General features: G+C 61.9%; 18 protein-coding genes and 1 tRNA gene. All 19 read left to right on the top strand.

Annotation, left to right across the window (positions count from 1 at the left end; all coding sequences use genetic code 11):
* Positions 1 to 136 precede the first annotated feature (136 nt).
* Positions 137 to 2,092 carry an acetate--CoA ligase gene (acs, locus tag E8E75_RS22460; protein ID WP_120652478.1) on the top strand — a complete coding sequence of 652 codons (1,956 nt, stop codon included), beginning with the start codon at positions 137 to 139 and terminating at the stop codon, positions 2,090 to 2,092.
* A gap of 608 nt (positions 2,093 to 2,700) precedes the next feature.
* Complete coding sequence (locus tag E8E75_RS22455; protein WP_120652476.1) at positions 2,701 to 3,483, top strand: ABC transporter substrate-binding protein; 783 nt, start codon at positions 2,701 to 2,703, stop codon at positions 3,481 to 3,483.
* A gap of 108 nt (positions 3,484 to 3,591) precedes the next feature.
* Complete coding sequence (locus tag E8E75_RS22450; RefSeq protein ID WP_120652475.1) at positions 3,592 to 4,281, top strand: ABC transporter permease; 690 nt, start codon at positions 3,592 to 3,594, stop codon at positions 4,279 to 4,281.
* Complete coding sequence (locus tag E8E75_RS22445) at positions 4,278 to 4,976, top strand: ABC transporter permease (protein WP_120652473.1); 699 nt, start codon at positions 4,278 to 4,280, stop codon at positions 4,974 to 4,976. Before E8E75_RS22450 ends, E8E75_RS22445 begins: the two co-directional genes overlap by 4 nt.
* 3 nt (positions 4,977 to 4,979) lie before the next feature.
* Complete coding sequence (locus E8E75_RS22440) at positions 4,980 to 6,092, top strand: succinylglutamate desuccinylase/aspartoacylase family protein (RefSeq protein ID WP_120652471.1); 1,113 nt, start codon at positions 4,980 to 4,982, stop codon at positions 6,090 to 6,092.
* A gap of 19 nt (positions 6,093 to 6,111) precedes the next feature.
* Positions 6,112 to 6,876, top strand: a complete 765-nt coding sequence (gene aotP, locus E8E75_RS22435) for an arginine/ornithine transport ATP-binding protein AotP (RefSeq protein ID WP_028626373.1) — start codon at positions 6,112 to 6,114, stop codon at positions 6,874 to 6,876.
* A 96-nt stretch (positions 6,877 to 6,972) separates the two neighbouring features.
* Positions 6,973 to 7,959 (top strand): transcriptional regulator ArgR, encoded by a 987-nt coding sequence (gene argR / locus E8E75_RS22430; protein ID WP_120652469.1) that lies wholly within the window; start codon positions 6,973 to 6,975, stop codon positions 7,957 to 7,959.
* Between the two features lie 359 nt (positions 7,960 to 8,318).
* Positions 8,319 to 9,539: an aspartate aminotransferase family protein gene (locus E8E75_RS22425; RefSeq protein WP_120652468.1), complete on the top strand. Its 1,221-nt coding sequence runs from the start codon at positions 8,319 to 8,321 to the stop codon at positions 9,537 to 9,539.
* Between the two features lie 153 nt (positions 9,540 to 9,692).
* The gene (aruF, locus tag E8E75_RS22420) at positions 9,693 to 10,709 is read left to right on the top strand and encodes an arginine/ornithine succinyltransferase subunit alpha (RefSeq protein WP_120652466.1); all 1,017 of its coding nucleotides are present in this window, start codon (positions 9,693 to 9,695) and stop codon (positions 10,707 to 10,709) included.
* A gap of 114 nt (positions 10,710 to 10,823) precedes the next feature.
* Positions 10,824 to 11,846 carry an arginine N-succinyltransferase gene (gene astA / locus E8E75_RS22415; protein ID WP_120652464.1) on the top strand — a complete coding sequence of 341 codons (1,023 nt, stop codon included), beginning with the start codon at positions 10,824 to 10,826 and terminating at the stop codon, positions 11,844 to 11,846.
* Positions 11,847 to 13,310 (top strand): succinylglutamate-semialdehyde dehydrogenase, encoded by a 1,464-nt coding sequence (gene astD, locus E8E75_RS22410; protein WP_153918821.1) that lies wholly within the window; start codon positions 11,847 to 11,849, stop codon positions 13,308 to 13,310. It abuts the gene before it with no gap.
* On the top strand, positions 13,307 to 14,653 hold the full coding sequence (gene astB, locus E8E75_RS22405; RefSeq protein ID WP_280359794.1) for an N-succinylarginine dihydrolase: 1,347 nt from the start codon (positions 13,307 to 13,309) through the stop codon (positions 14,651 to 14,653). Before astD ends, astB begins: the two co-directional genes overlap by 4 nt.
* Before the next feature lie 10 nt (positions 14,654 to 14,663).
* Complete coding sequence (locus tag E8E75_RS22400) at positions 14,664 to 14,948, top strand: topoisomerase II (RefSeq protein WP_120652459.1); 285 nt, start codon at positions 14,664 to 14,666, stop codon at positions 14,946 to 14,948.
* A gap of 9 nt (positions 14,949 to 14,957) precedes the next feature.
* Positions 14,958 to 15,956, top strand: coding sequence for a succinylglutamate desuccinylase (gene astE / locus E8E75_RS22395; protein WP_120652457.1), 999 nt, complete (start codon positions 14,958 to 14,960; stop codon positions 15,954 to 15,956).
* 131 nt (positions 15,957 to 16,087) lie between these two features.
* Positions 16,088 to 17,092: a low-specificity L-threonine aldolase gene (gene ltaE / locus E8E75_RS22390; RefSeq protein WP_120652455.1), complete on the top strand. Its 1,005-nt coding sequence runs from the start codon at positions 16,088 to 16,090 to the stop codon at positions 17,090 to 17,092.
* Between the two features lie 264 nt (positions 17,093 to 17,356).
* A complete protein-coding gene (gene alaS, locus E8E75_RS22385; protein ID WP_153918818.1) occupies positions 17,357 to 19,981 on the top strand; it encodes an alanine--tRNA ligase in 2,625 nt (874 codons plus the stop codon).
* A 100-nt stretch (positions 19,982 to 20,081) separates the two neighbouring features.
* Positions 20,082 to 21,317, top strand: coding sequence for an aspartate kinase (locus E8E75_RS22380; RefSeq protein ID WP_120652451.1), 1,236 nt, complete (start codon positions 20,082 to 20,084; stop codon positions 21,315 to 21,317).
* A 185-nt stretch (positions 21,318 to 21,502) separates the two neighbouring features.
* On the top strand, positions 21,503 to 21,688 hold the full coding sequence (csrA, locus tag E8E75_RS22375; RefSeq protein WP_003283978.1) for a carbon storage regulator CsrA: 186 nt from the start codon (positions 21,503 to 21,505) through the stop codon (positions 21,686 to 21,688).
* Between the two features lie 62 nt (positions 21,689 to 21,750).
* Positions 21,751 to 21,841: transfer RNA gene (locus E8E75_RS22370), tRNA-Ser, on the top strand.
* The last annotated feature ends 9 nt before the right edge of the window (positions 21,842 to 21,850 follow it).

Here is a 21,850-nt window from a genome sequence, read left to right as displayed (position 1 = left end):
AGGCCTCGGCACTACGCGATTCTCGCTGCTTCGACCATAGTCCGGGTTTGGTAAGACCATGGTCGAATGGCCCTACAGAAGGGCGGGGGATACAAAAGGCGCCATACAAAAACAACTACCCACCGAGGTAAGACCCATGAGTGCTGCTTCTCTGTATCCGGTCCGCCCTGAAGTGGCCGCCCAGTCCCTCACCGACGAAGCGACCTACAAAGCCATGTACCAGCAGTCGGTCATCAACCCCGATGGCTTCTGGCGTGAACAGGCCAAGCGCCTCGACTGGATCAAGCCCTTCACCAAGGTGAAGCAGACTTCGTTCGACGACCACCATGTCGACATCAAGTGGTTCGCTGATGGCACCCTCAACGTGTCCGCCAACTGCCTGGATCGCCACCTTGCCGAGCGTGGCGACCAGGTTGCGATCATCTGGGAGGGGGACGATCCCTCCGAGCATGAGCACATCACCTACCGCGACCTGCACGAGCGCGTCTGCAAGTTCGCCAACGCCCTGCGTGGCCAGGATGTGCATCGCGGTGACGTGGTGACCATCTACATGCCGATGATCCCGGAAGCCGTGGTCGCCATGCTGGCCTGCACCCGTATCGGTGCCATCCACTCCGTGGTGTTCGGTGGCTTCTCCCCTGAAGCCCTGGCCGGTCGCATCATAGACTGCCGTTCCAAGGTGGTGATCACTGCCGACGAAGGCTTGCGCGGCGGCAAGAAGACCCCGCTGAAAGCCAACGTCGATGACGCGCTGACCAACCCCGAAACCAGCAGCGTGCAGAAGATCATCGTGGTCAAGCGCACCGGTGGCGATATCAAGTGGAATCAGCATCGCGATGTCTGGTACGAGGATCTGATGAAGGTGGCGGGTAGCACCTGCGCGCCGAAGGAAATGGGCGCCGAGGATCCGCTGTTCATCCTCTACACCTCCGGCTCCACCGGCAAACCCAAGGGTGTACTGCACACCACCGGGGGCTACCTCACCTACGCTTCGCTGACCCATGAGCGTGTATTCGATTACCGCCCGGGCGAAGTGTTCTGGTGCACCGCCGACATCGGTTGGGTCACCGGCCACACCTATCTGGTGTACGGTCCGCTGTCCAACGGCGCAACGACTGTCATGTTCGAAGGCGTACCGAACTACCCGGACATGACCCGCGTCGCTAAAATCGTCGATAAGCATAAGGTCAACGTTCTCTACACCGCCCCCACCGCTATTCGCGCCATGATGGCCGAGGGCAAGGCTGCGGTCGAAGGCGCTGACGGCTCCAGTCTGCGTCTGTTGGGTTCGGTGGGTGAGCCGATCAACCCGGAAGCCTGGCACTGGTACTACGAGAATGTCGGCCAGGGCCGCTGCCCGATCGTCGATACCTGGTGGCAGACCGAAACCGGCGCCTGCCTGATGACCCCGCTGCCGGGCGCCCACGCCATGAAGCCGGGCTCCGCTGCGCGTCCGTTCTTCGGCGTGCAACCGGCGCTGGTGGATAACCTTGGCAACATCCTGGAAGGCGCGACCGAAGGCAACCTGGTGATCATCGATTCCTGGCCGGGTCAGGCGCGCACCCTGTACGGCGATCACGACCGCTTCGTCGACACCTACTTCAAGACCTTCAAGGGCATGTACTTCACCGGCGACGGCGCGCGTCGAGACGAGGACGGCTACTGGTGGATCACCGGTCGTGTGGATGATGTGCTCAACGTCTCTGGCCATCGCATGGGTACCGCAGAAATCGAGAGCGCGATGGTCGCCCACCCGAAAGTTGCCGAGGCTGCGGTGGTGGGTATGCCCCACGACATCAAAGGGCAGGGCATCTACGTCTATGTCACTCTGAATGCGGGAGAGGAGTCTTCCGAGCAGCTGCGTCAGGAACTGAGGAACTGGGTGCGCAAGGAGATCGGTCCGATCGCGACCCCGGACGTAATCCAGTGGGCTCCGGGCCTTCCGAAGACCCGCTCGGGCAAGATCATGCGCCGTATCCTGCGCAAGATCGCCGTTGCCGAATACGATGCCCTCGGCGACATCTCCACTCTGGCTGATCCCGGCGTGGTGCAGCACCTCATCGATACTCACCGCACCATGCAAGCTGCCTGATCGGGGCTTGTCGCAAAACCCCGCTCTGGCCACAAGCCGGGGCGGGGTTTTGCATTTTTACGATGGGGGACATGAGGGGCTGCAGAAATGCAGCGCGATAACCGATCGGCACTTCTTGGGTAGCGCATCAATCTCTCGTTGTAATTACCGATTTCTTATCGGGTTTCAGGTGGGGGCGGGGAGCTTGGGTAACAGTCCTGGTTACGAGATGCACCAAACTGGTTCCATTGGGAACGTGTCGCGCACTTTCAGGGCTTTTTTCGCGGCTCTGAAAACTATGTGAGTTTCGCCAGGTCCCGGAATAGAAGGCTTCTGCTTTTTATGGTCCGATAATTGCCTTTTAAATAGGTTCTGTGCGTTATCTTTTCGGCACTTTTCTCTGTGCCTGTCAATGCTCTTCTGAGCCCTCTCCAGTGCTTCTGTAATTTGTTGTCGCATTGAAGAAATATCGACTTCGGGGCTGTGGCTAGAATGCCGCACACCCAGTCGGAGCCTTTTGCCCACGGCATTCAGCCAGCAAAGACGACGACTCTTTCTACAATTCGTGGACCGTCTGGGCGAATCTCACGCTGCCAACAGAAGCCATATCCCTTTGAAGGAGTCATAACATGAAGAAGATTGCACTTCTCGGCGCCATGGCGCTGTCCCTGTTGTCGCCGTTGGCCGCCATTGCAGATGACGCCAAGCCGCTGCGCATTGGTATCGAAGCCGCTTACCCGCCCTTCGCCTACAAGACTCCGGAAGGAAAGATCACCGGCTTCGACTACGACATCGGCAACGCTCTGTGTGCAGAGATGAAAGTCGAGTGCAAATGGATCGAGCAGGAGTTCGACGGCCTGATCCCAGCCCTGAAAGTACGCAAGTTCGACGCCGTACTTTCCTCGATGACCATCACCGAAGAGCGCCTGAAGTCTGTGGACTTCACCAAGAAGTACTACCACACCCCCGCTCGTCTCGCGATGAAGGAAGGCACCGTCATCAATGACCCGCTGACTGACCTCAAGGGCAAGAAAGTCGGTGTGCAACGTGCTTCCATCTACGATCGCTACGCCACCGACGTTTTTGCACCGGCCGGTGTCGAAGTGGTTCGCTATAGCTCGCAGAACGAAATCTTCCTGGACATGAACGCCGGCCGCCTCGACGCCACTCTGGCGGACGTGGTGAACATCGACGACGGCTTCCTCAAGACCGACGCCGGCAAAGGCTTCGCCCTGGTAGGTCCGGCCTTCAGCGAGAAAAAGTACTTCGGTGAAGGCGCTGGCATTGCCGTGCGCAAGGGCGACACGGCCCTGGCCGAGAAGATCAACACTGCCATCGCCGCCATCCGCGCCAATGGCAAGTACAAGGAAGTGCAGGACAAGTACTTCAAGTTCGACGTCTACGGCGAGTAATCGCTTTTCCCTGAAAGTGGCACAAACTTCACATAGCGGTTTGTGCCACTTTTTCGTTGTGGCGGTGCCGCCCGGAGCATCCCGGCGCGCTGCATGAGGATCTGAATCATGCTCAACGGCTACGGCTCGACCATACTCGATGGTGCCTGGCTCACCCTGTTGCTGGCCCTGTCTTCCATAACCATGGCAGTGGTACTCGGCCTGATCGGTGCCGCCTTCCGACTGTCCCCGATCAAGTGGCTGTCCCTGCTGGGCGAGACCTACGCCACTGTGATTCGTGGCATTCCCGACCTGGTGCTGATCCTGCTGATCTTCTACGGCGGCCAGCAGATCGTGAACGTCGTCGCCCCCATGGTCGGCTATGACGACTACATCGATCTGGATCCTTTCTGGTCCGGCGTCTTCACCCTCGGCTTCATCTTTGGCGCCTACCTTTCGGAAACCTTCCGGGGCGCCTTCATGGCGATCCCGAAAGGGCAGGGCGAGGCGGGTATGGCCTATGGCATGAGCGGTGCCAAGGTGTTCTTCCGCATCCTCGTGCCGCAGATGATCCGCCTGGCGATTCCCGGCTTCACCAACAACTGGCTGGTGATGACCAAGGCCACCGCGCTGATTTCGGTGGTCGGCCTGCAGGACATGATGTTCAAGGCCAAGAGTGCAGCGGATGCGACCCGTGAACCCTTCACTTTCTATCTCGCGGTTGCCGCGCTCTATCTGGTGCTGACCAGCGTCTCGCTGTTGGCGCTGCGGTACATGGAGCGACGTTACTCGGTGGGCATCAAGGCGGCTGAACTATGATCTTCGACTACAACGTGATCTGGGAGAGCCTGCCGCTCTACTTCGGCGGTGTGCTGGTAACCCTCAAGCTCCTGGCGATTTCCCTGGCGCTGGGCCTGACCGCAGCTGTGCCGCTGGCGCTGATGCGGGTTTCCAAACAGCCCTGGGTGAACTTGCCGGCCTGGCTCTACACCTATGTGATCCGTGGCACCCCGATGCTGGTGCAGCTGTTCCTCATCTACTACGGGCTCGCCCAGTTCGAGGCCGTGCGTGAAAGCGCGCTTTGGCCCTATCTGTCCAATGCGACCTTCTGCGCCTGCTTGGCTTTCGCGATAAACACCAGCGCCTACACCGCCGAGATTCTTGCCGGCAGTATCAAGGCCACGCCGCATGGCGAGATCGAGGCAGCCAAGGCCATGGGCATGTCCCGCGGCAAGCTCTACCGCCGTATCTTGCTGCCGTCGGCCCTACGTCGTGCGCTGCCGCAATACAGCAACGAAGTCATCATGATGCTGCACACCACCAGCCTGGCGTCCATCGTCACCCTGATCGACATCACCGGTGCGGCGCGTACCGTGAACTCGCAGTACTACCTGCCGTTCGAAGCCTTCATCACTGCGGGTGCGTTCTACCTGTGCCTGACTTTCGTTCTGGTACGCCTGTTCAAGGCGGCCGAACGTCGCTACCTGGCCTATCTGGCCCCGCGCAAGGCCTGATCCATGCAACGTATCGACCATGAATTGCCCTGGGGATGCCTGGGGACCCGCCGCCAGCTGACGGTTTTCCGTTTCGGCAGCGGCGAGCGCAAGGCCTACATCCAAGCGTCCCTGCATGCTGATGAGCTGCCGGGTATGCGAGTGGCGGTGGAGCTCAAGCGCCGCCTGTGCGAGCTGGAAGAGCAGGGTCGCCTGAAGGGCCTGATCGAGTTGGTGCCGGTGGCCAACCCCGTCGGCCTTGGCCAGCTCGTCCAGGCTGCCCAGCAGGGTCGCTTCGAGCTGGGTAGCGGCAAGAACTTCAACCGTGATTTCGCGGACCTTGCCAGTCTTGTGGCAGAGCACCTGGACGGCCGTCTGGGTAGCGACGCAACTGCGAACGTGGCGCTCATCCGCGAGGCCATGGGCGAGGCGCTGGCCGCGTTGCCAGCGGCGGGTTCAGAGCTGGCAGGTATGCAGCGTCTGTTGTTGCAGCATGCCTGCGACGCCGACCTGGTGCTGGATCTGCACTGCGATTTCGAGGCAGCGGTGCATCTCTATTGCCTGCCGCAGCACTGGAGCGAACTGCGTTCGTTGGCTGCTCGCCTGGAAGCCGGCGCGGTGCTGACCGCCGAAGATTCCGGCGGCAGTTCATTCGATGAGTCCTGCTCGCTGCCCTGGTTGCGACTGGCCCAGCGTTTCCCCGAAGCGTCGATTCCTCCAGCTTGCATGGCGACGACCGTGGAGCTGGGCAGCATGGCGGATACCGACAAGCCGCTGGCCGAGGCTCGCGCCGAAGCCATCCTGGCCTTCCTTGCCGACCAGGGCCTGATCACCGGCCAGTGGCCGGTGGCCCCGCAGGATTGCTGCGAGGCGACGCCGTTCGAGGGAGCTGAATATCTCTACGCACCGCACTCAGGGGTCGTGAGTTTCCTCCAGAGCGCCGGTGCGAAGGTCAAGGCTGGCGATCCGCTGTTCGAGGTGATTGACCCGCTGGAAGACCGTCATGCGGTGGTTTGCGCGTCGGTGGACGGCGTGCTGTTTGCGCGTGAAAGGATGCGATTTGCGCAACCTGGACTTTGGCTGGCCAAGGTGGCCGGCCGTGAACCCATTCGTCAGGGACGCCTGCTGAGCGACTGAGCCAAACGAGACCGAAACCATGTACAAACTGGAAGTCCAAGATCTGCACAAGCGCTATGGCAGCCACGAAGTCCTCAAGGGCGTGTCCCTGGCGGCGAAGGCTGGCGACGTCATCAGCATCATCGGCTCGAGCGGCTCGGGCAAGAGTACCTTCCTGCGCTGCATCAACATGCTGGAGCAGCCGCACGGCGGCAAGATCCTCCTCAATGGAGAAGAGCTGAAGCTCGTGGCCAACAAGGACGGCGGCCTGAAAGCGGCCGATGCCAAGCAGCTGCAGCGCATGCGTTCGCGCCTGGCGATGGTGTTCCAGCATTTCAACCTCTGGTCGCACATGAGCGCCCTGGAAAACGTCATCGAGGCGCCTGTGCATGTACTCGGCGTGCCGAAGAAGGAAGCCATCGAGAAAGCCGAGCATTACCTGGCCAAGGTGGGTGTGGCTCATCGCAAGGACGCCTATCCGGCGCACATGTCCGGTGGTGAGCAACAGCGCGTGGCGATTGCCCGTGCCCTGGCCATGGAACCGGAAGTGATGCTGTTTGACGAGCCGACTTCGGCCCTGGACCCGGAACTGGTAGGCGAGGTGCTGAAGGTCATGAAGGACCTGGCCGTGGAAGGCCGCACCATGGTCGTGGTCACGCACGAAATGGGCTTTGCCCGTGAGGTGTCCAACCAGCTGGTGTTCCTGCACAAGGGCCTGGTGGAAGAGCGCGGTTGCCCGAAGGAAGTGCTGGCAAACCCGCAATCCGATCGCCTCAAGCAGTTCCTTTCCGGCAGTCTGAAGTGATCTCCGCTACGGCGGCCTCGGGGCCGCCGTAGCGCATTCGAATCCCTGATTCGCCTTGTCTCTTTCCTTTCTCCGGGGTCTGCTAAGCTGCCTGCCATGACTGCCCATCGAATCGCTTTTCTCCTCTGGCCTGGTACCAAGGCGCTGACCCTGGCGCTGGCCGAGGAAGCTCTGCGCGTTGCCCAGCGACTACATCCGGAAGTGGTTTACGACATGTCCTTCCTGCAGGCCGAGCCCGCCCCCGAGGGGAACTGGCGCCTGCCGGGCGACGCCTGGGTCGGCAAGCTCGATGGCCTGCATCGCCTGTTCCTGGTGGCCGACGAGCCGCCGGCACAGACTTCACCTGCACTCTCTGCTGCGCTCAAGCAGGCGGTACGTGCCGGTTGCGTGGTCGGTGGCCTCTCCGCTGGCGTCTATCCGTTGGCACAGCTGGGTCTTCTGGATGGTTACCGTGCCGCAGTGCACTGGCGTTGGCAGGACGACTTCACCGAGCGCTTCCCAAAGGTCATTGCGACCAGCCATCTGTTCGACTGGGATCGTGACCGTCTGACTGCATGTGGTGGGTTGGCGGTGCTTGACCTTTTGCTGGCGGTACTGGCCCGAGATCACGGCGCCGAGCTGGCCGGTGCGGTGTCCGAAGAGCTGGTTGTGGAGCGCATCCGTGAGGGTGGCGAACGCCAGCGCATCCCTTTGCAGAATCGACTGGGCTCCAGCCATCCGAAGCTGACCCAGGCCGTGCTGCTGATGGAAGCCAATATCGAAGAGCCGCTGACCACCGACGAAATCGCTCAGCATGTCTGTGTGTCCCGTCGCCAGTTGGAGCGCATCTTCAAGCAGTACCTGAATCGCGTACCCAGCCAGTACTACCTGGAGCTGCGCCTGAACAAGGCCCGGCAGATGCTGATGCAGACCAGCAAGTCGATCATCCAGATCGGCCTGTCCTGCGGCTTCTCTTCCGGTCCGCATTTCTCCAGCGCCTACCGCAATTTCTTCGGTGTTACCCCGCGCGAAGACCGCAACCAGCGCCGCGGCGCCAGCCCCTTCGAGACCCAGCAGCCGACTCCTGTGGCTGAGCGGACCTAAGAAAACAATTCCTTCCTTTGTGGGAGCGAATTCATTCGCGATTGCAGGACACAGTCCTGCTCATGAAGTGGCGGCGCATCTGTCGCGGTCATTTCGCGAATGAATTCGCTCCCACAATTCCTCCTGCGATCCTTTGCTCAATACCCACCAGTCACCCCGTGGAGAAATTTTCCCGTCGGGTGCGTAGCAGTGGCGATCAGCGTTTAAACTGCGCCTTCCCGACGCTTTCTGTCGCATTTCCATAAGCGCCGGTTTTAGCGGGGTTGGCGCTGTAAGAAGTTGTCGCATGGCGGCAATGCCAACCCAGAATCAGTCCCTACAATCCTTTCATCACTAGCCGTTCATGGCAGGAGAAACTGATGTCCGTTGAGCATGCGCAGGTCGAGCGCGCCGATTTCGACAAGGTGATGGTTCCCAACTACGCCCCCGCCGCTTTCATCCCGGTGCGTGGTCAGGGTTCCCGAGTCTGGGACCAATCCGGTCGCGAGCTGATCGATTTTGCCGGCGGTATCGCAGTGAACTCCCTGGGGCACGCGCACCCGGCGCTGGTCAAGGCGCTGACCGAGCAGGCCAACAAGATCTGGCACGTCTCCAACGTCTTCACCAACGAGCCGGCCCTGCGCCTGGCCAAGAAGCTGGTGGATGCCACGTTCGCCGAGCGCGTGTTCCTGGCCAACTCCGGCGCTGAAGCCAACGAAGCGGCTTTTAAACTGGCCCGTCGTTATGCCCATGACGTCTATGGCCCGCAGAAACACGAGATTATCTCCGCCACCAACAGCTTCCACGGTCGTACCCTGTTCACCGTGACCGTGGGTGGCCAGCCGAAGTATTCCGACGGCTTCGGTCCGAAGATGGAAGGCATCAGCCATGTGCCCTACAACGACCTGGAAGCCCTGAAGGCCGCCATCTCCGACAAGACCTGTGCCGTGGTCCTGGAGCCCGTGCAAGGCGAAGGTGGTGTACTGCCGGCCGACAAGGCCTACCTGGAAGGCGCCCGCAAGCTGTGCGACGAGCACAACGCGCTGCTGATCTTCGACGAAGTGCAGAGTGGCATGGGTCGTACCGGCCATCTGTTCGCCTATGAGCACTACGGCGTGATCCCGGACATCCTCTCCAGCGCCAAGAGCCTGGGCGGTGGTTTCCCTATCGGCGCCATGCTGACCACCAGCGAAATCGCCAAGCACCTGTCCGTGGGCACCCATGGCACCACCTATGGCGGCAACCCGCTGGCCAGCGCTGTTGCTGAAGCGGTGCTGGACGTGATCAACACCCCGGAAGTGCTCAGCGGCATCAATGCCAAGCATGACCGTTTCAAGGCTCGCCTCGAGGCCATCGGCACCAAGTACGGCATCTTTACCGAGGTTCGTGGCCTGGGCCTGCTGATTGGCGCCGTTCTCTCCGAAGCCTGGCAGGGCAAGGCGAAAGACGTGCTTAACGCAGCCGAGAAGGAAGCCGTGATGGTCCTCCAGGCCAGCCCGGATGTGGTGCGCTTCGCACCCAGCCTGGTAATCCCGGATGCGGACATCGATGAAGGTCTGGACCGCTTCGAACGCGCCGTCGCCAAGCTGACCCAGGCTTAAGTCTCTGCTGGACGCAGTGCAGGGAAAGCGCTGCGCTGCGATCCCAGGGATGGAACAGATTCATGTGTGAGTGCGGGCCATAGGGGCCCGTCTTTTCTCTGGATGGAACCACTGGTTCGTTCGGAGTCTTCAACAAGAAAAGGAGTGACCCCCATGTTGGTGATGCGCCCCGCGCAAATGGCCGATCTCGCTGAAGTTCAGCGCCTGGCCGCGGATAGCCCCGTGGGTGTCACTTCGTTGCCGGATGACGCCGAAGTGCTGGGCGAGAAGATTGCCGCGTCCGAGGCGTCTTTCGCCGCCGAAGTGAGCTTCAATGGCGAGGAGAGCTATTTCTTCGTCCTGGAAGACAGCAAGACCGGCCGTCTCGCCGGTTGCTCGGCGATCGTTGCCTCGGCCGGTTTCTCCGAGCCCTTCTACAGCTTCCGTAACGAGACCTTCGTCCACGCTTCTCGCTCGCTTTCGATCCACAACAAGATCCACGTCCTGTCGCTCTGCCACGACCTCACCGGCAACAGCCTGTTGACCAGCTTCTACGTCGAACGCGACCTGGTGAACACCTCCGTTGCTGAACTCAATTCGCGTGGCCGCTTGCTGTTCATGGCGAGCAACCCGGAGCGCTTCGCCGATGCCGTGGTGGTGGAAATCGTGGGTTACAGCGATGAGCACGGCGAGTCGCCGTTCTGGGACGCTGTGGGGCGCAACTTCTTCGACCTCAACTACACCGAGGCCGAACGCCTGTCGGGCCTGAAGAGCCGCACTTTCCTTGCCGAGCTGATGCCGCACTACCCGATCTATGTGCCGCTGTTGCCGGATGAAGCCCAGGAATCCATGGGCCAGGTGCACCCACGTGCGCAGATCACGTTCGACATCCTGATGCGCGAAGGCTTCGAGACCGACAACTACATCGACATTTTCGACGGTGGTCCGACCCTCCATGCCCGAACCTCGAGCATCCGTTCGATCGCCCAGAGCCGCATGGTTCCGGTGAAGCTTGGCGACCAGGGCAAGGGCGGTCGCCAGTACCTGGTTTGCAATGGCCAGCTGCAGGATTTTCGCGCGATCGTCGCCGAGCTCGACTGGGTTCCCGGCAAGCCGGTGGTGTTGGGTGAGGAAGCGGCCGAAGCGCTGGGTGTTGGTGAAGGCGCCAGCGTCCGCCTGATTGCGGTTTGAGTCTTTGACCCTCCTTCCGCCGGGAGGAGGTGGCCCTGGTTGGGCCGGATGAGGGCACTGCTCTCTCCCTGGCTCCCTTCCCGGACGGAAGGGGGCGCAATTTCTGGAGGCACTATGATCGTTCGTCCCGTACGCAGCGCCGACTTACCGGCCCTGATCGACCTGGCGCGCAGCACCGGCGCAGGCCTGACCACGCTGCCGGCCAATGAGGAGCGCCTGGCGCATCGCGTCGGCTGGGCGGAGAAGGCTTTCCGTGGAGAGGCCGAGCGTGCCGACGCGGACTACCTGTTCGTTCTCGAGGACGACGATGGCACCGTCATTGGCATTTCCGCCGTGGCAGGCGCCGTGGGTCTGCGCGAGCCCTGGTACAACTACCGGGTCGGCCTGACCGTCAGCGCCTCGCAGGAACTGCACATCCACCGGCAGATTCCCACCCTGTTCCTGGCCAACGACCTGACCGGCAACTCCGAGCTGTGCTCGCTGTTCCTCCATGCCGGTCACCGCAGCGGCCTGAACGGTCGGTTGCTGTCCAAGGCGCGCTTCCTGTTCATCGCCGAATTCCCGGAGCTGTTCGGTGACAAGGTGATCGCCGAGATGCGCGGTATGTCCGACGAACACGGCGTTTCCCCGTTCTGGGAAAGCCTCGGACGGCACTTCTTCAAGATGGAATTCTCCCGCGCCGACTACCTCACCGGCGTCGGCAACAAGGCCTTCATCGCCGAACTGATGCCCCGCTTCCCTCTGTATACCTGCTTCCTCTCCGAGGCAGCGCGCAACATCATCGGTCGCGTGCACACCGACACCGAGCCGGCACTGGCCATGCTCAAGGGCGAGGGCTTCAGCTACCAGGGCTACGTCGACATCTTCGATGCCGGTCCCGCCATCGAGTGCCAAACGTCGAAGATTCGCGCTGTGCGCGACAGCCAGAGCCTGGTGCTGGCCGTCGGTACGCCAGGTGATGACGCTACGCCTTTCCTGATCCATAACCGCAAGCGCGAAGACTGCCGCATCACCGCTGCACCGGCCCGCCTGGCCTCGGGAACGCTAGTGGTCGACGCACTGACGGCCAAGCGCCTGAAGCTCTCGGCCGGTGCCTCGGTTCGCGCTGTTCCGCTGTCGGCCAAGGAGTCCGTTTAAATGAGCACCCATTTCATTGCTGGTAACTGGCAGGCAGGGCAGGGCGAGGCTTTTGATTCGCTGAATCCGGTGACGCAGTCGGTCGTGTGGTCCGGCCAGGGCGCCAACGCCGTCCAGGTGGACGAAGCGGTCAAGGCTGCCCGTGCAGCGTTCCCGGCCTGGGCACGACGCCCGCTGGAAGAACGAATTGCCATTCTCGAACAGTTCGCCGTGGCGTTGCGCAGCCATGCCGACGAACTCGCCCGTTGCATCGGCGAAGAAACGGGTAAGCCGCTGTGGGAGTCGGTCACCGAAGTGACCAGCATGGTCAACAAGGTCGCCATTTCCATCCAGAGCTACCGTGAACGCACCGGCGAGAAAAGTGGCCCTCTGGCTGACGCTACGGCGGTGCTGCGCCACAAGCCCCACGGCGTGGTCGCGGTGTTCGGTCCCTACAACTTCCCCGGCCACCTGCCCAATGGCCACATCGTGCCTGCGCTGCTGGCCGGCAACGCGGTGATCTTCAAGCCCAGCGAGCTGACCCCGAAGGTCGCCGAGCTGACGGTGAAATGCTGGATCGAGGCTGGCCTGCCGGCCGGCGTGCTCAATCTGGTGCAGGGCGCCCGTGAAACCGGTGTTGCCCTGGCCGGCAATGCGGGGATCGACGGCCTGTTCTTTACCGGCTCCAGCCGCACCGGCAATCTGCTCCACCAGCAGTTCGCCGGCCGCCCGGACAAGATCCTCGCCCTGGAAATGGGCGGTAACAACCCGCTGGTGGTGGATCAGGTTCAGGATGTGGATGCCGCCGTCTACACCATCATTCAGTCGGCCTTCATTTCTGCCGGCCAGCGCTGCACCTGCGCCCGTCGCCTGCTGGTGCCCGAGGGTGCCTGGGGCGATGCCCTGCTGGCGCGCCTGGTGAGCGTCGCCAGTACCATCAAGGTCGGCGCATTCGATGCCCAGCCCGCACCTTTCATGGGCTCGGTGATTTCCCTGGATGCGGCGCGCCACCTGCTCAAGGCCCAGGACCACCTGATCGCGGGCGGTGCCTCGGTGCTGCTGGCCATGTCCCAGCCGCTGGAGAACGCGGCGCTGCTGACTCCGGGCATCCTCGATGTGACCGCCGTGGCTGAGCGTCCGGATGAAGAGTTCTTCGGACCGCTGCTGCAGGTGATTCGCTACAGCGACTTCGATGCGGCGATTACCGAGGCCAATGCCACCCAGTACGGCCTGGCCGCCGGCCTCCTGTCGGATTCAGCCGAGCGTTACCAGCAATTCCTGATCGAGAGCCGTGCCGGCATCGTCAACTGGAACAAGCAGCTGACCGGTGCCGCCAGCAGCGCGCCCTTCGGTGGCGTCGGCGCCTCCGGCAACCACCGCGCCAGCGCTTATTACGCCGCTGACTACTGCGCCTACCCGGTAGCCTCGCTGGAAAGCGAAACCCTTGCCCTGCCTGCAACCCTTACCCCAGGAGTCAGCCTGTGAACGCCTATGAAGTGAACTTCGACGGACTGGTCGGCCCGACCCATAACTACGGTGGCCTGTCCTACGGTAACGTCGCCTCGCAGAGCAACAGCCAGGCGGTTTCCAACCCGAAGGAAGCGGCGCTGCAGGGCCTCGGCAAGATGAAGGCGCTGATGGAAATGGGCTTCAAGCAGGGCGTGTTCGCTCCGCAGGAGCGCCAGGACGTCGCCGCCTTGCGCAGCCTCGGTTTCACCGGTACCGATGCTCAGGTCATCGCCCAGGCTGCGAAGGAGGCCATGCCATTGCTGGCCGCTTGCAGCTCCGCGTCCAGCATGTGGACCGCCAACTCCTGCACCGTCAGCCCCAGTGCCGATACCGCGGATGGCCGTGTGCACTTCACTGCTGCCAACCTGAACTGCAAGTTCCACCGTTCCATCGAGCATCCGACCACCAGTCGCGTGTTGGGCGCGATGTTCGCCAACGACAAGTACTTCGCCCACCATGCCGCGCTGCCAGCGGTAGGCCAGTTCGGCGACGAAGGCGCGGCCAACCACACGCGGTTCTGTAAGGGCTACGGTGAGGCAGGCGTTGAATTCTTCGTCTTCGGCCGCAGTGCCTTCGACACCCGTTTCCCGTCGCCGCAGCGTTATCCCGCGCGGCAGACCCTGGAAGCCTGCCATGCGGTCGCCCGGCTGCACGGGCTAGGGGCGGAAGGTGTGGTCTACGCTCAACAGAACCCGGCGGTTATCGACCAGGGCGTGTTCCATAACGACGTGATTTCTGTGGGTAACGGCGAAGTGCTGTTCTATCACGAGGATGCCTTCCTCGAGACCGACAAGGTGCTGGCCGAGCTGGATAGCAAGCTTGGCAAGCGTGGTGGTCGCTTCCAGGCGGTGCGCGTGCCGCGCAGTGCGGTGGGAGTGGAAGACGCAGTGCGTTCCTACCTGTTCAACAGCCAGCTGCTCACTCGCGCCGATGGCAGCATGCTGCTGATCGTGCCGGAGGAATGCCGTGGCAATGCCAATGTCTGGAACTACCTGAACGAGCTGACCTCGGGGCAAGGTCCGATCCGCGAAGTGAAGGTCTTCGACCTCAAACAGAGCATGCAGAACGGAGGTGGCCCGGCTTGTCTGCGCCTGCGCGTGGCACTGAAGGAAGACGAACTGGCCGCGGTGAACCAAGGGGTGATCATGACCCCGCAACTTCACGCCAGCCTGACCACCTGGGTCGAAAAACACTATCGCGACCGCCTCAGCGAGTCCGACCTGGCTGATCCGCAATTGCTGGTGGAGTGCCGGACGGCATTGGATGAACTGACGCAGATCCTTAAACTGGGCGCTGTTTATCCCTTCCAGCTCAACTGAGAAACCTGAAATGTCCGACGCCCTGCAACTCATCCTCGAAGATACCGACGGCACCCAGCTCGAAACTTCTTGCACCCGCTTCGCCGTCGTCTGGCAGGGCAAGGAAGTCTGGATCCAGCAGGCCGGCAATGGCCAGCTGCTGATTGGCGTGGACGTGGAGGAGGGCGACACCGAGTACGCCAACCTGCTGCTGCGCCCGCTGGCCACCAATCTGGTCAGCCTGCAACTGGAAATGGAACCGGCCGACGCCGACGATGATGACCATGTACATGGTCCCGACTGCGATCACGATTGAGGTAACAGGATGCTAGCCCTCGGAAAACTGCTCGAACTGACCCTCGCCGGCCGAGAGCCGACCGAGAAGATCCAGCTGACATCCGGGGGCGTGCGTCTGCACTGGCTTGGGGAGGGGGCGCTGGACGTCACCCCGCCGGCCGCCGAAGACAGTGGGCTCGACCTGCTGCTTTCGGCCGGGGTGCATGGTAATGAGACCGCTCCGATCGAATTGCTGGACCGCCTGGTCCAGGCCATCGCACGCGGCCAGTTGAAGCCGCGTACACGCATTCTCTTCCTGCTGGGCAACCCTGAAGCCATTCGTCGTGGCGAACGCTTCGTCGAGCAGGACATCAACCGTCTGTTCAACGGTCGGCACGCCGAATCCAGTGGTTTCGAAGCCATGCGCGCCGGGGAGCTGGAGCGCTACGCGGCTGCCTTCTTCAGTAAGCCCGACCGCTTGCGCCTGCATTACGACCTGCATACCGCCATTCGTGGGTCGAAGATTGAACAGTTCGCCCTCTACCCCTATGTCGAAGGTCGCGAGCATTCGCGCAGGGAACTGGCGCGCCTGCGCGCTGCCGGCATCGACGCCGTGCTGCTGCAGAACAAGACTGGCATCACCTTCAGCTCCTACACGTACGCGCGACTGGATGCCGAGGCCTTTACCCTGGAACTGGGCAAGGCACGTCCGTTCGGCAGCAACGAGGAGGTCAACCTCGACCGGCTCGAGGCGCGTCTGCATGGGCTGATCGAAGGGTGCGAGCCAGAGGCTGATGGTGAAAGCCTGGACGGCCTGCAACTGTTCTCGGTATCGCGCGAGATCATCAAGCACAGCGAGTCCTTCCGCCTGCACCTTGCGCCGGATATCGAGAACTTCAGCGAGCTACCCGTCGGTTACCTGCTGGCTGAAGACATCGCCGGTACCCGCTGGGTGGTGGAAGAGCAGGGGGCGCGAATCATCTTCCCCAATCCCAAGGTGAAGAACGGCCTGCGTGCCGGCATCCTGATAGTTCCGGCCGACGTCTGAGAACCTGTCCACGATCTGCTGCGCGTCGGTTCGTGAACAGGTGCTGCGCCTTTCTTTCTTTCTTTCTGTACCTGTACCCGCCTGGTGCCGGCATTTAGGATCGGGTCCTTTGCCCATCCAAGGAGCCCGGCATGAGCCTGATCGATCTGCGTAGCGACACCGTCACCCAACCCACGCCCGGGATGCGCGAGGCCATGCAGCGTGCCGAACTGGGCGACGACGTCTATGGCGAAGACCCGACTGTCAACCGCCTGGAAGCTACGCTGGCCGAACGCCTGGGCTTCGAAGCAGCGCTCTTCGTGCCGACGGGAACCATGAGCAACTTGCTGGGCCTGATGGCCCATTGCGAGCGCGGCGACGAGTACATCGTCGGCCAGCAGGCGCATACCTATAAGTACGAAGGCGGTGGCGCCGCCGTATTGGGTTCTATCCAGCCCCAGCCCATCGACGGCGAGGCTGACGGCAGCCTGGACCTCTCCAGGGTCGAAGCTGCCATCAAGCAGGACGATTTCCACTTCGCACGCACCCGCCTGCTGGCGCTGGAAAACACCATGCAAGGCAAGGTGCTGCCACTTGATTACCTGGCCGCTGCCCGCGAGTTGACTCGTCGTCGTGGTCTGGGCCTGCATCTGGACGGCGCCCGGTTGTACAACGCTGCGGTGAAGCTGGGAGTGGACGCCCGCGAGATTACCCAGCACTTCGACTCGGTATCCGTTTGCCTGTCCAAGGGCCTCGGGGCACCGGTGGGTTCGGTGCTCTGTGGTGGCGCGGCGCTGATCGCCAAGGCTCGACGCCTGCGCAAGATGGTTGGTGGTGGCATGCGCCAGGCCGGTCTGCTGGCTGCGGCCGGTATTTATGCACTGGATCAGCAGGTGGAACGTCTGGCGGAAGATCACGCCAATGCTGAGCGCTTGGGGGCGGGCCTGCGTGATCTGGGTTACAGCATCGAGCCGGTGCAAACCAACATGGTCTACGTGCAGATCGGTGATCAGGCACGCGCCCTGGGCGACTTCCTCGCTGCTCGCGGCATTCGCGTCAGCCCTGCCGCGCGCTTGCGTCTGGTGACTCATCTGGACGTGCAAGCCGCCGATGTTCCCCGTGTGATCGAGGCTTTTGCCACTTTCCGGCAAGGCTGATCGGATGGCGCGCATAAATAGCCGCCATCTATCGCACAAAGAGACTATCCCGCTGGCGCAGGGCCGATATAATGCGGCCCTTTGCCGGTGATTCGTATGCCCGTCGCCAGACGGCTTCGAGTTTCGCGCGCAATGTGGGAAACAGGCGTTAAATGCCGGGATATTCTTGAGAACCTGCTGCTTTTTCGCCGATTTCCGCTTGCCGCCCTTCGCCGATAACGATTAGCACCCGCCGTCGTGGCCGCAGTTTCCGTGGAAGAACCTATGAAAAGCGCAGAAATCCGTGAAGCCTTCCTGAGCTTCTTCGAAGAGAAGGGGCATACCCGTGTCGCTTCCAGCTCCCTGATTCCGGGCAACGACCCGACCCTGCTGTTCACTAACGCGGGGATGAACCAGTTCAAGGACTGCTTCCTTGGCCTGGAAAAGCGCGCCTACACCCGTGCCACCACCAGCCAGAAATGCGTACGTGCCGGCGGCAAGCACAACGACCTGGAAAACGTCGGCTACACCGCGCGTCACCATACTTTCTTCGAAATGCTGGGTAACTTCAGCTTCGGTGACTATTTCAAGCGCGACGCCATTCACTACGCGTGGGAATTCCTCACCGGCGACAATTGGCTGAAGCTGCCGAAGGACAAACTCTGGGTCACCGTCTACGCCACTGACGACGAGGCCTACGAAATCTGGACCAAGGAAGTCGGTGTGCCGGAAGAGCGCATGGTGCGCATTGGCGACAACAAGGGCGCCCCGTACGCCTCCGATAACTTCTGGGCCATGGGCGACACCGGTCCTTGCGGTCCGTGCACCGAGATCTTCTTCGACCACGGCCCGGAAATCTGGGGCGGCCCGCCCGGCTCCCCGGAAGAAGACGGCGACCGCTACATCGAGATCTGGAACAACGTGTTCATGCAGTTCAACCGCACCGCGGACGGCGTGATGCACCCGCTGCCGGCGCCGAGCGTGGATACTGGCATGGGCCTGGAGCGTATCAGCGCCGTGCTGCAGCACGTGCACTCGAACTACGAGATCGACCTGTTCCAGAGCCTGCTGAAGGCTTCCGCTGAAGCTATCGGTTGCGCCAACGATGACGCGCCCTCGCTGAAAGTCGTGGCCGACCACATCCGTTCCTGCTCCTTCCTCATCGCCGACGGCGTGCTGCCTTCCAACGAAGGCCGTGGTTATGTACTGCGCCGCATCATTCGCCGCGCCTGCCGTCACGGTAACAAGCTGGGCGCCACCGGAGCCTTCTTCCACAAGATCGTCGCAGCTCTGGTGGGCGAGATGGGCGAAGCCTTCCCTGAGCTCAAGCAGCAGCAAGCGCATATCGAGCGCGTGCTGAAGACCGAGGAAGAGCAGTTCGCCAAGACCCTGGAGCAGGGCTTGCGCATCCTCGAACAGGACCTGTCCGGTCTTTCCGGCACCGTGATCCCGGGTGATGTGGTGTTCAAGCTGTACGACACCTACGGCTTCCCCATGGACCTGACCGGTGACATCGCCCGTGAGCGCGGCCTGACCCTCGATGAGGAAGGCTTCGAGCGCGAGATGGAGAAACAGCGCGAGATGTCCCGCGCCTCCAGCGCCTTCGGCATGGATTACAACTCCCTGGTCAAGGTGGACGCCGATACCGATTTCACCGGTTACGTGTGCACCCATGGCGACGCCAAGGTGGTTGCCTTGTTCAAGGAGGGCCAGGCAGTCGAGCTGCTCGCCGAAGGCGAAGAGGGCGTGCTGGTCCTGGATCGCACTCCGTTCTATGCCGAGTCCGGCGGTCAGGTGGGCGATTGCGGTTTCATTGCCGCCGCCGGCCTGCGATTCGACGTGCGCGATACCACCAAGGCTGGTGGCGCCTTCCTGCACCACGGCGTGGTCGACCATGGCGCCCTGCGCGTCGGTTCTGCCGTCACTGCTCAGGTGGATGCCACCGTTCGTCAGGCGACTGCACTCAACCACTCCGCTACTCACCTGCTGCACGCTGCGCTGCGCCAGGTGCTGGGTGATCATGTCCAGCAGAAGGGCTCGCTGGTCGACAGCCAGCGCCTGCGCTTCGACTTCAGCCATTTCGAGGCTATCAAGCCCGAGCAGCTGAAGGCTCTGGAAGACATCGTCAACTCCGAAATCCGCAAGAACAGTGAAGTCGAGACCGAAGAGACCGACATCGACACTGCCAAGGCCAAAGGCGCCATGGCCCTGTTTGGTGAAAAGTATGGCGATCAGGTGCGCGTACTGACCATGGGTGGCGATTTCTCCGTCGAGCTCTGCGGTGGTACTCACGTATCCCGTACCGGCGACATCGGCCTGTTCAAGATCACCAGCGAAGGCGGTGTGGCTGCTGGCGTGCGTCGTATCGAAGCCGTGACCGGCGCTGCTGCCCTGGCCTACCTCAACGGTGCCGAAGAACAACTCAAGGAAGCCGCGGGCCTGGTGAAAGGCAGTCGCGACAACCTGCTGGACAAACTGTCCGCCTTGCTGGAGCGCAACCGTCAGCTGGAAAAAGAGCTGGAGCAGCTCAAAGCCAAGGCGGCCAGTGCTGCCGGCGACGATCTGGCTTCTTCGGCCATCGACGTCAAAGGTGTGAAGGTCCTGGCGGCGCGCCTGGACGGACTGGACGGCGACGCGCTTTTGGCGCTGGTCGACCAACTCAAGAACAAGCTCGGCCGCGCGGTGATCCTGCTCGGCAGTGCGCTGGAGGGCAAGGTGACACTGGTCGCCGGTGTCACCCAGGACCTGACCGGCCAACTCAAAGCCGGCGATCTGATGAAGCAGGCCGCGGCGGCGGTCGGTGGCAAGGGTGGTGGCCGCCCTGACATGGCGCGTGGCGGCGGTACCGACGCTGCGGCCCTTGAGCAGGCACTGGCCCTGGCTGCACCGTTCGTCGAACAGGGCCTCTAAGGCCCGCCACCAACGGTCCGCCCCACGCCCGGCGGGCCTTGGCAGTGTTCTGCGTTGATTGTTTAATGGGCGCCCTTCACGGGATTAGGCGGCTTTTGAAATGGCTTTGATCGTACAGAAGTTTGGGGGGACCTCGGTCGGCACTGTCGAGCGCATCGAGCAGGTGGCCGAGAAGGTGAAGAAGTTCCGCGAAGGCGGCGATGACATCGTGGTCGTGGTTTCCGCCATGAGCGGCGAAACCAACCGTCTGATCGATCTGGCCAAACAGATCAGCGAGCAGCCGGTACCGCGCGAATTGGACGTAATGGTCTCCACCGGCGAGCAGGTGACCATCGCCCTGCTGGCCATGGCGCTGATCAAGCGCGGCGTGCCGGCGGTTTCCTACACCGGTAACCAGGTGCGCATCCTTACCGACAGCGCCCACAACAAGGCGCGCATCCTGCAGATCGACGACCAGAAGATCCGTGCCGACCTCAAAGCAGGTCGCGTCGTCGTGGTTGCGGGCTTCCAGGGTGTGGATGAGCACGGCAACATCACCACTCTCGGCCGTGGCGGTTCCGACACTACCGGCGTAGCCCTGGCAGCGGCCCTGAAGGCCGACGAGTGCCAGATCTACACCGACGTGGATGGCGTCTACACCACTGATCCGCGCGTGGTGCCCCAGGCCCAGCGCCTGGACAAGATCACCTTTGAGGAGATGCTGGAAATGGCCAGCCTCGGCTCCAAGGTGCTGCAGATCCGCTCGGTGGAGTTCGCCGGCAAATACAATGTCCCGCTGCGCGTGCTGCACAGCTTCCAGGAGGGTCCGGGCACCCTCATTACCCTTGATGAAGAGGAATCCATGGAACAGCCGATCATCTCCGGCATCGCCTTCAATCGCGACGAAGCCAAGCTGACCATCCGTGGCGTGCCGGACATCCCCGGCGTGGCCTTCAAGATCCTGGGCCCGATCAGTGCCGCAAATATCGAAGTGGATATGATCGTGCAGAACGTGGCGCACGATAACACCACCGACTTCACCTTCACTGTGCACCGCAACGACTATCAGAACGCCCAACGCGTGCTGGAGCAGACCGCCAGCGAACTCGGCGCCCGTGAAGTGATCGGCGACACCAAGATTGCCAAGGTCTCCATCGTGGGTGTTGGCATGCGCTCCCATGCCGGCGTAGCCAGCCGCATGTTCGAAGCCCTGGCCAAGGAAACCATCAACATCCAGATGATCTCTACCTCGGAAATCAAAGTGTCCGTGGTCATCGAAGAGAAGTACCTCGAGCTGGCGGTGCGTGCACTGCACACTGCGTTCGAGCTAGACGCCCCGAACCGACAGGGCGAATAAGGCAATTTTCAAAAGGCGCGGCTCACCCCGCGCCTTTTGTCGTTTTTGGCTGCTACGGTGGAACTTTCCTTTTGCCGGGGCTGGTCAATACTTGGGTGTAAGCTCCAGCCGTAGTCCGTGCCGGGGCCGTAACCATTTCTTTTTTGCAGACTGTTGTCCCGAAACGAATCCGTAAGGAGAAAGGAATGCTGATTCTGACTCGCCGGGTCGGAGAGACCCTGATGGTGGGTGACGATGTCACTGTGACCGTGCTTGGGGTGAAAGGTAATCAGGTGCGCATTGGTGTCAATGCTCCCAAAGAGGTTGCCGTGCACCGTGAGGAAATTTACCAGCGCATACAGAAAGAGAAAGACCAAGAACCAAGCCACTAATTTTTCTGCAATTTTTGGCTTTGCAAACGGGGAAAACATGGTTATCATGCGCCCCGTGTTGCGGAGAGGTGGCCGAGTGGCCGAAGGCGCTCCCCTGCTAAGGGAGTACACCTCAAAAGGGTGTCGGGGGTTCGAATCCCCCCTTCTCCGCCATATTTCGTG

This window comes from Pseudomonas sp. BN606, from assembly GCF_029873115.1.
In the GTDB taxonomy this organism is placed as follows: domain Bacteria; phylum Pseudomonadota; class Gammaproteobacteria; order Pseudomonadales; family Pseudomonadaceae; genus Metapseudomonas.
This window is presented reverse-complemented; position numbering and strand designations above follow the sequence as displayed.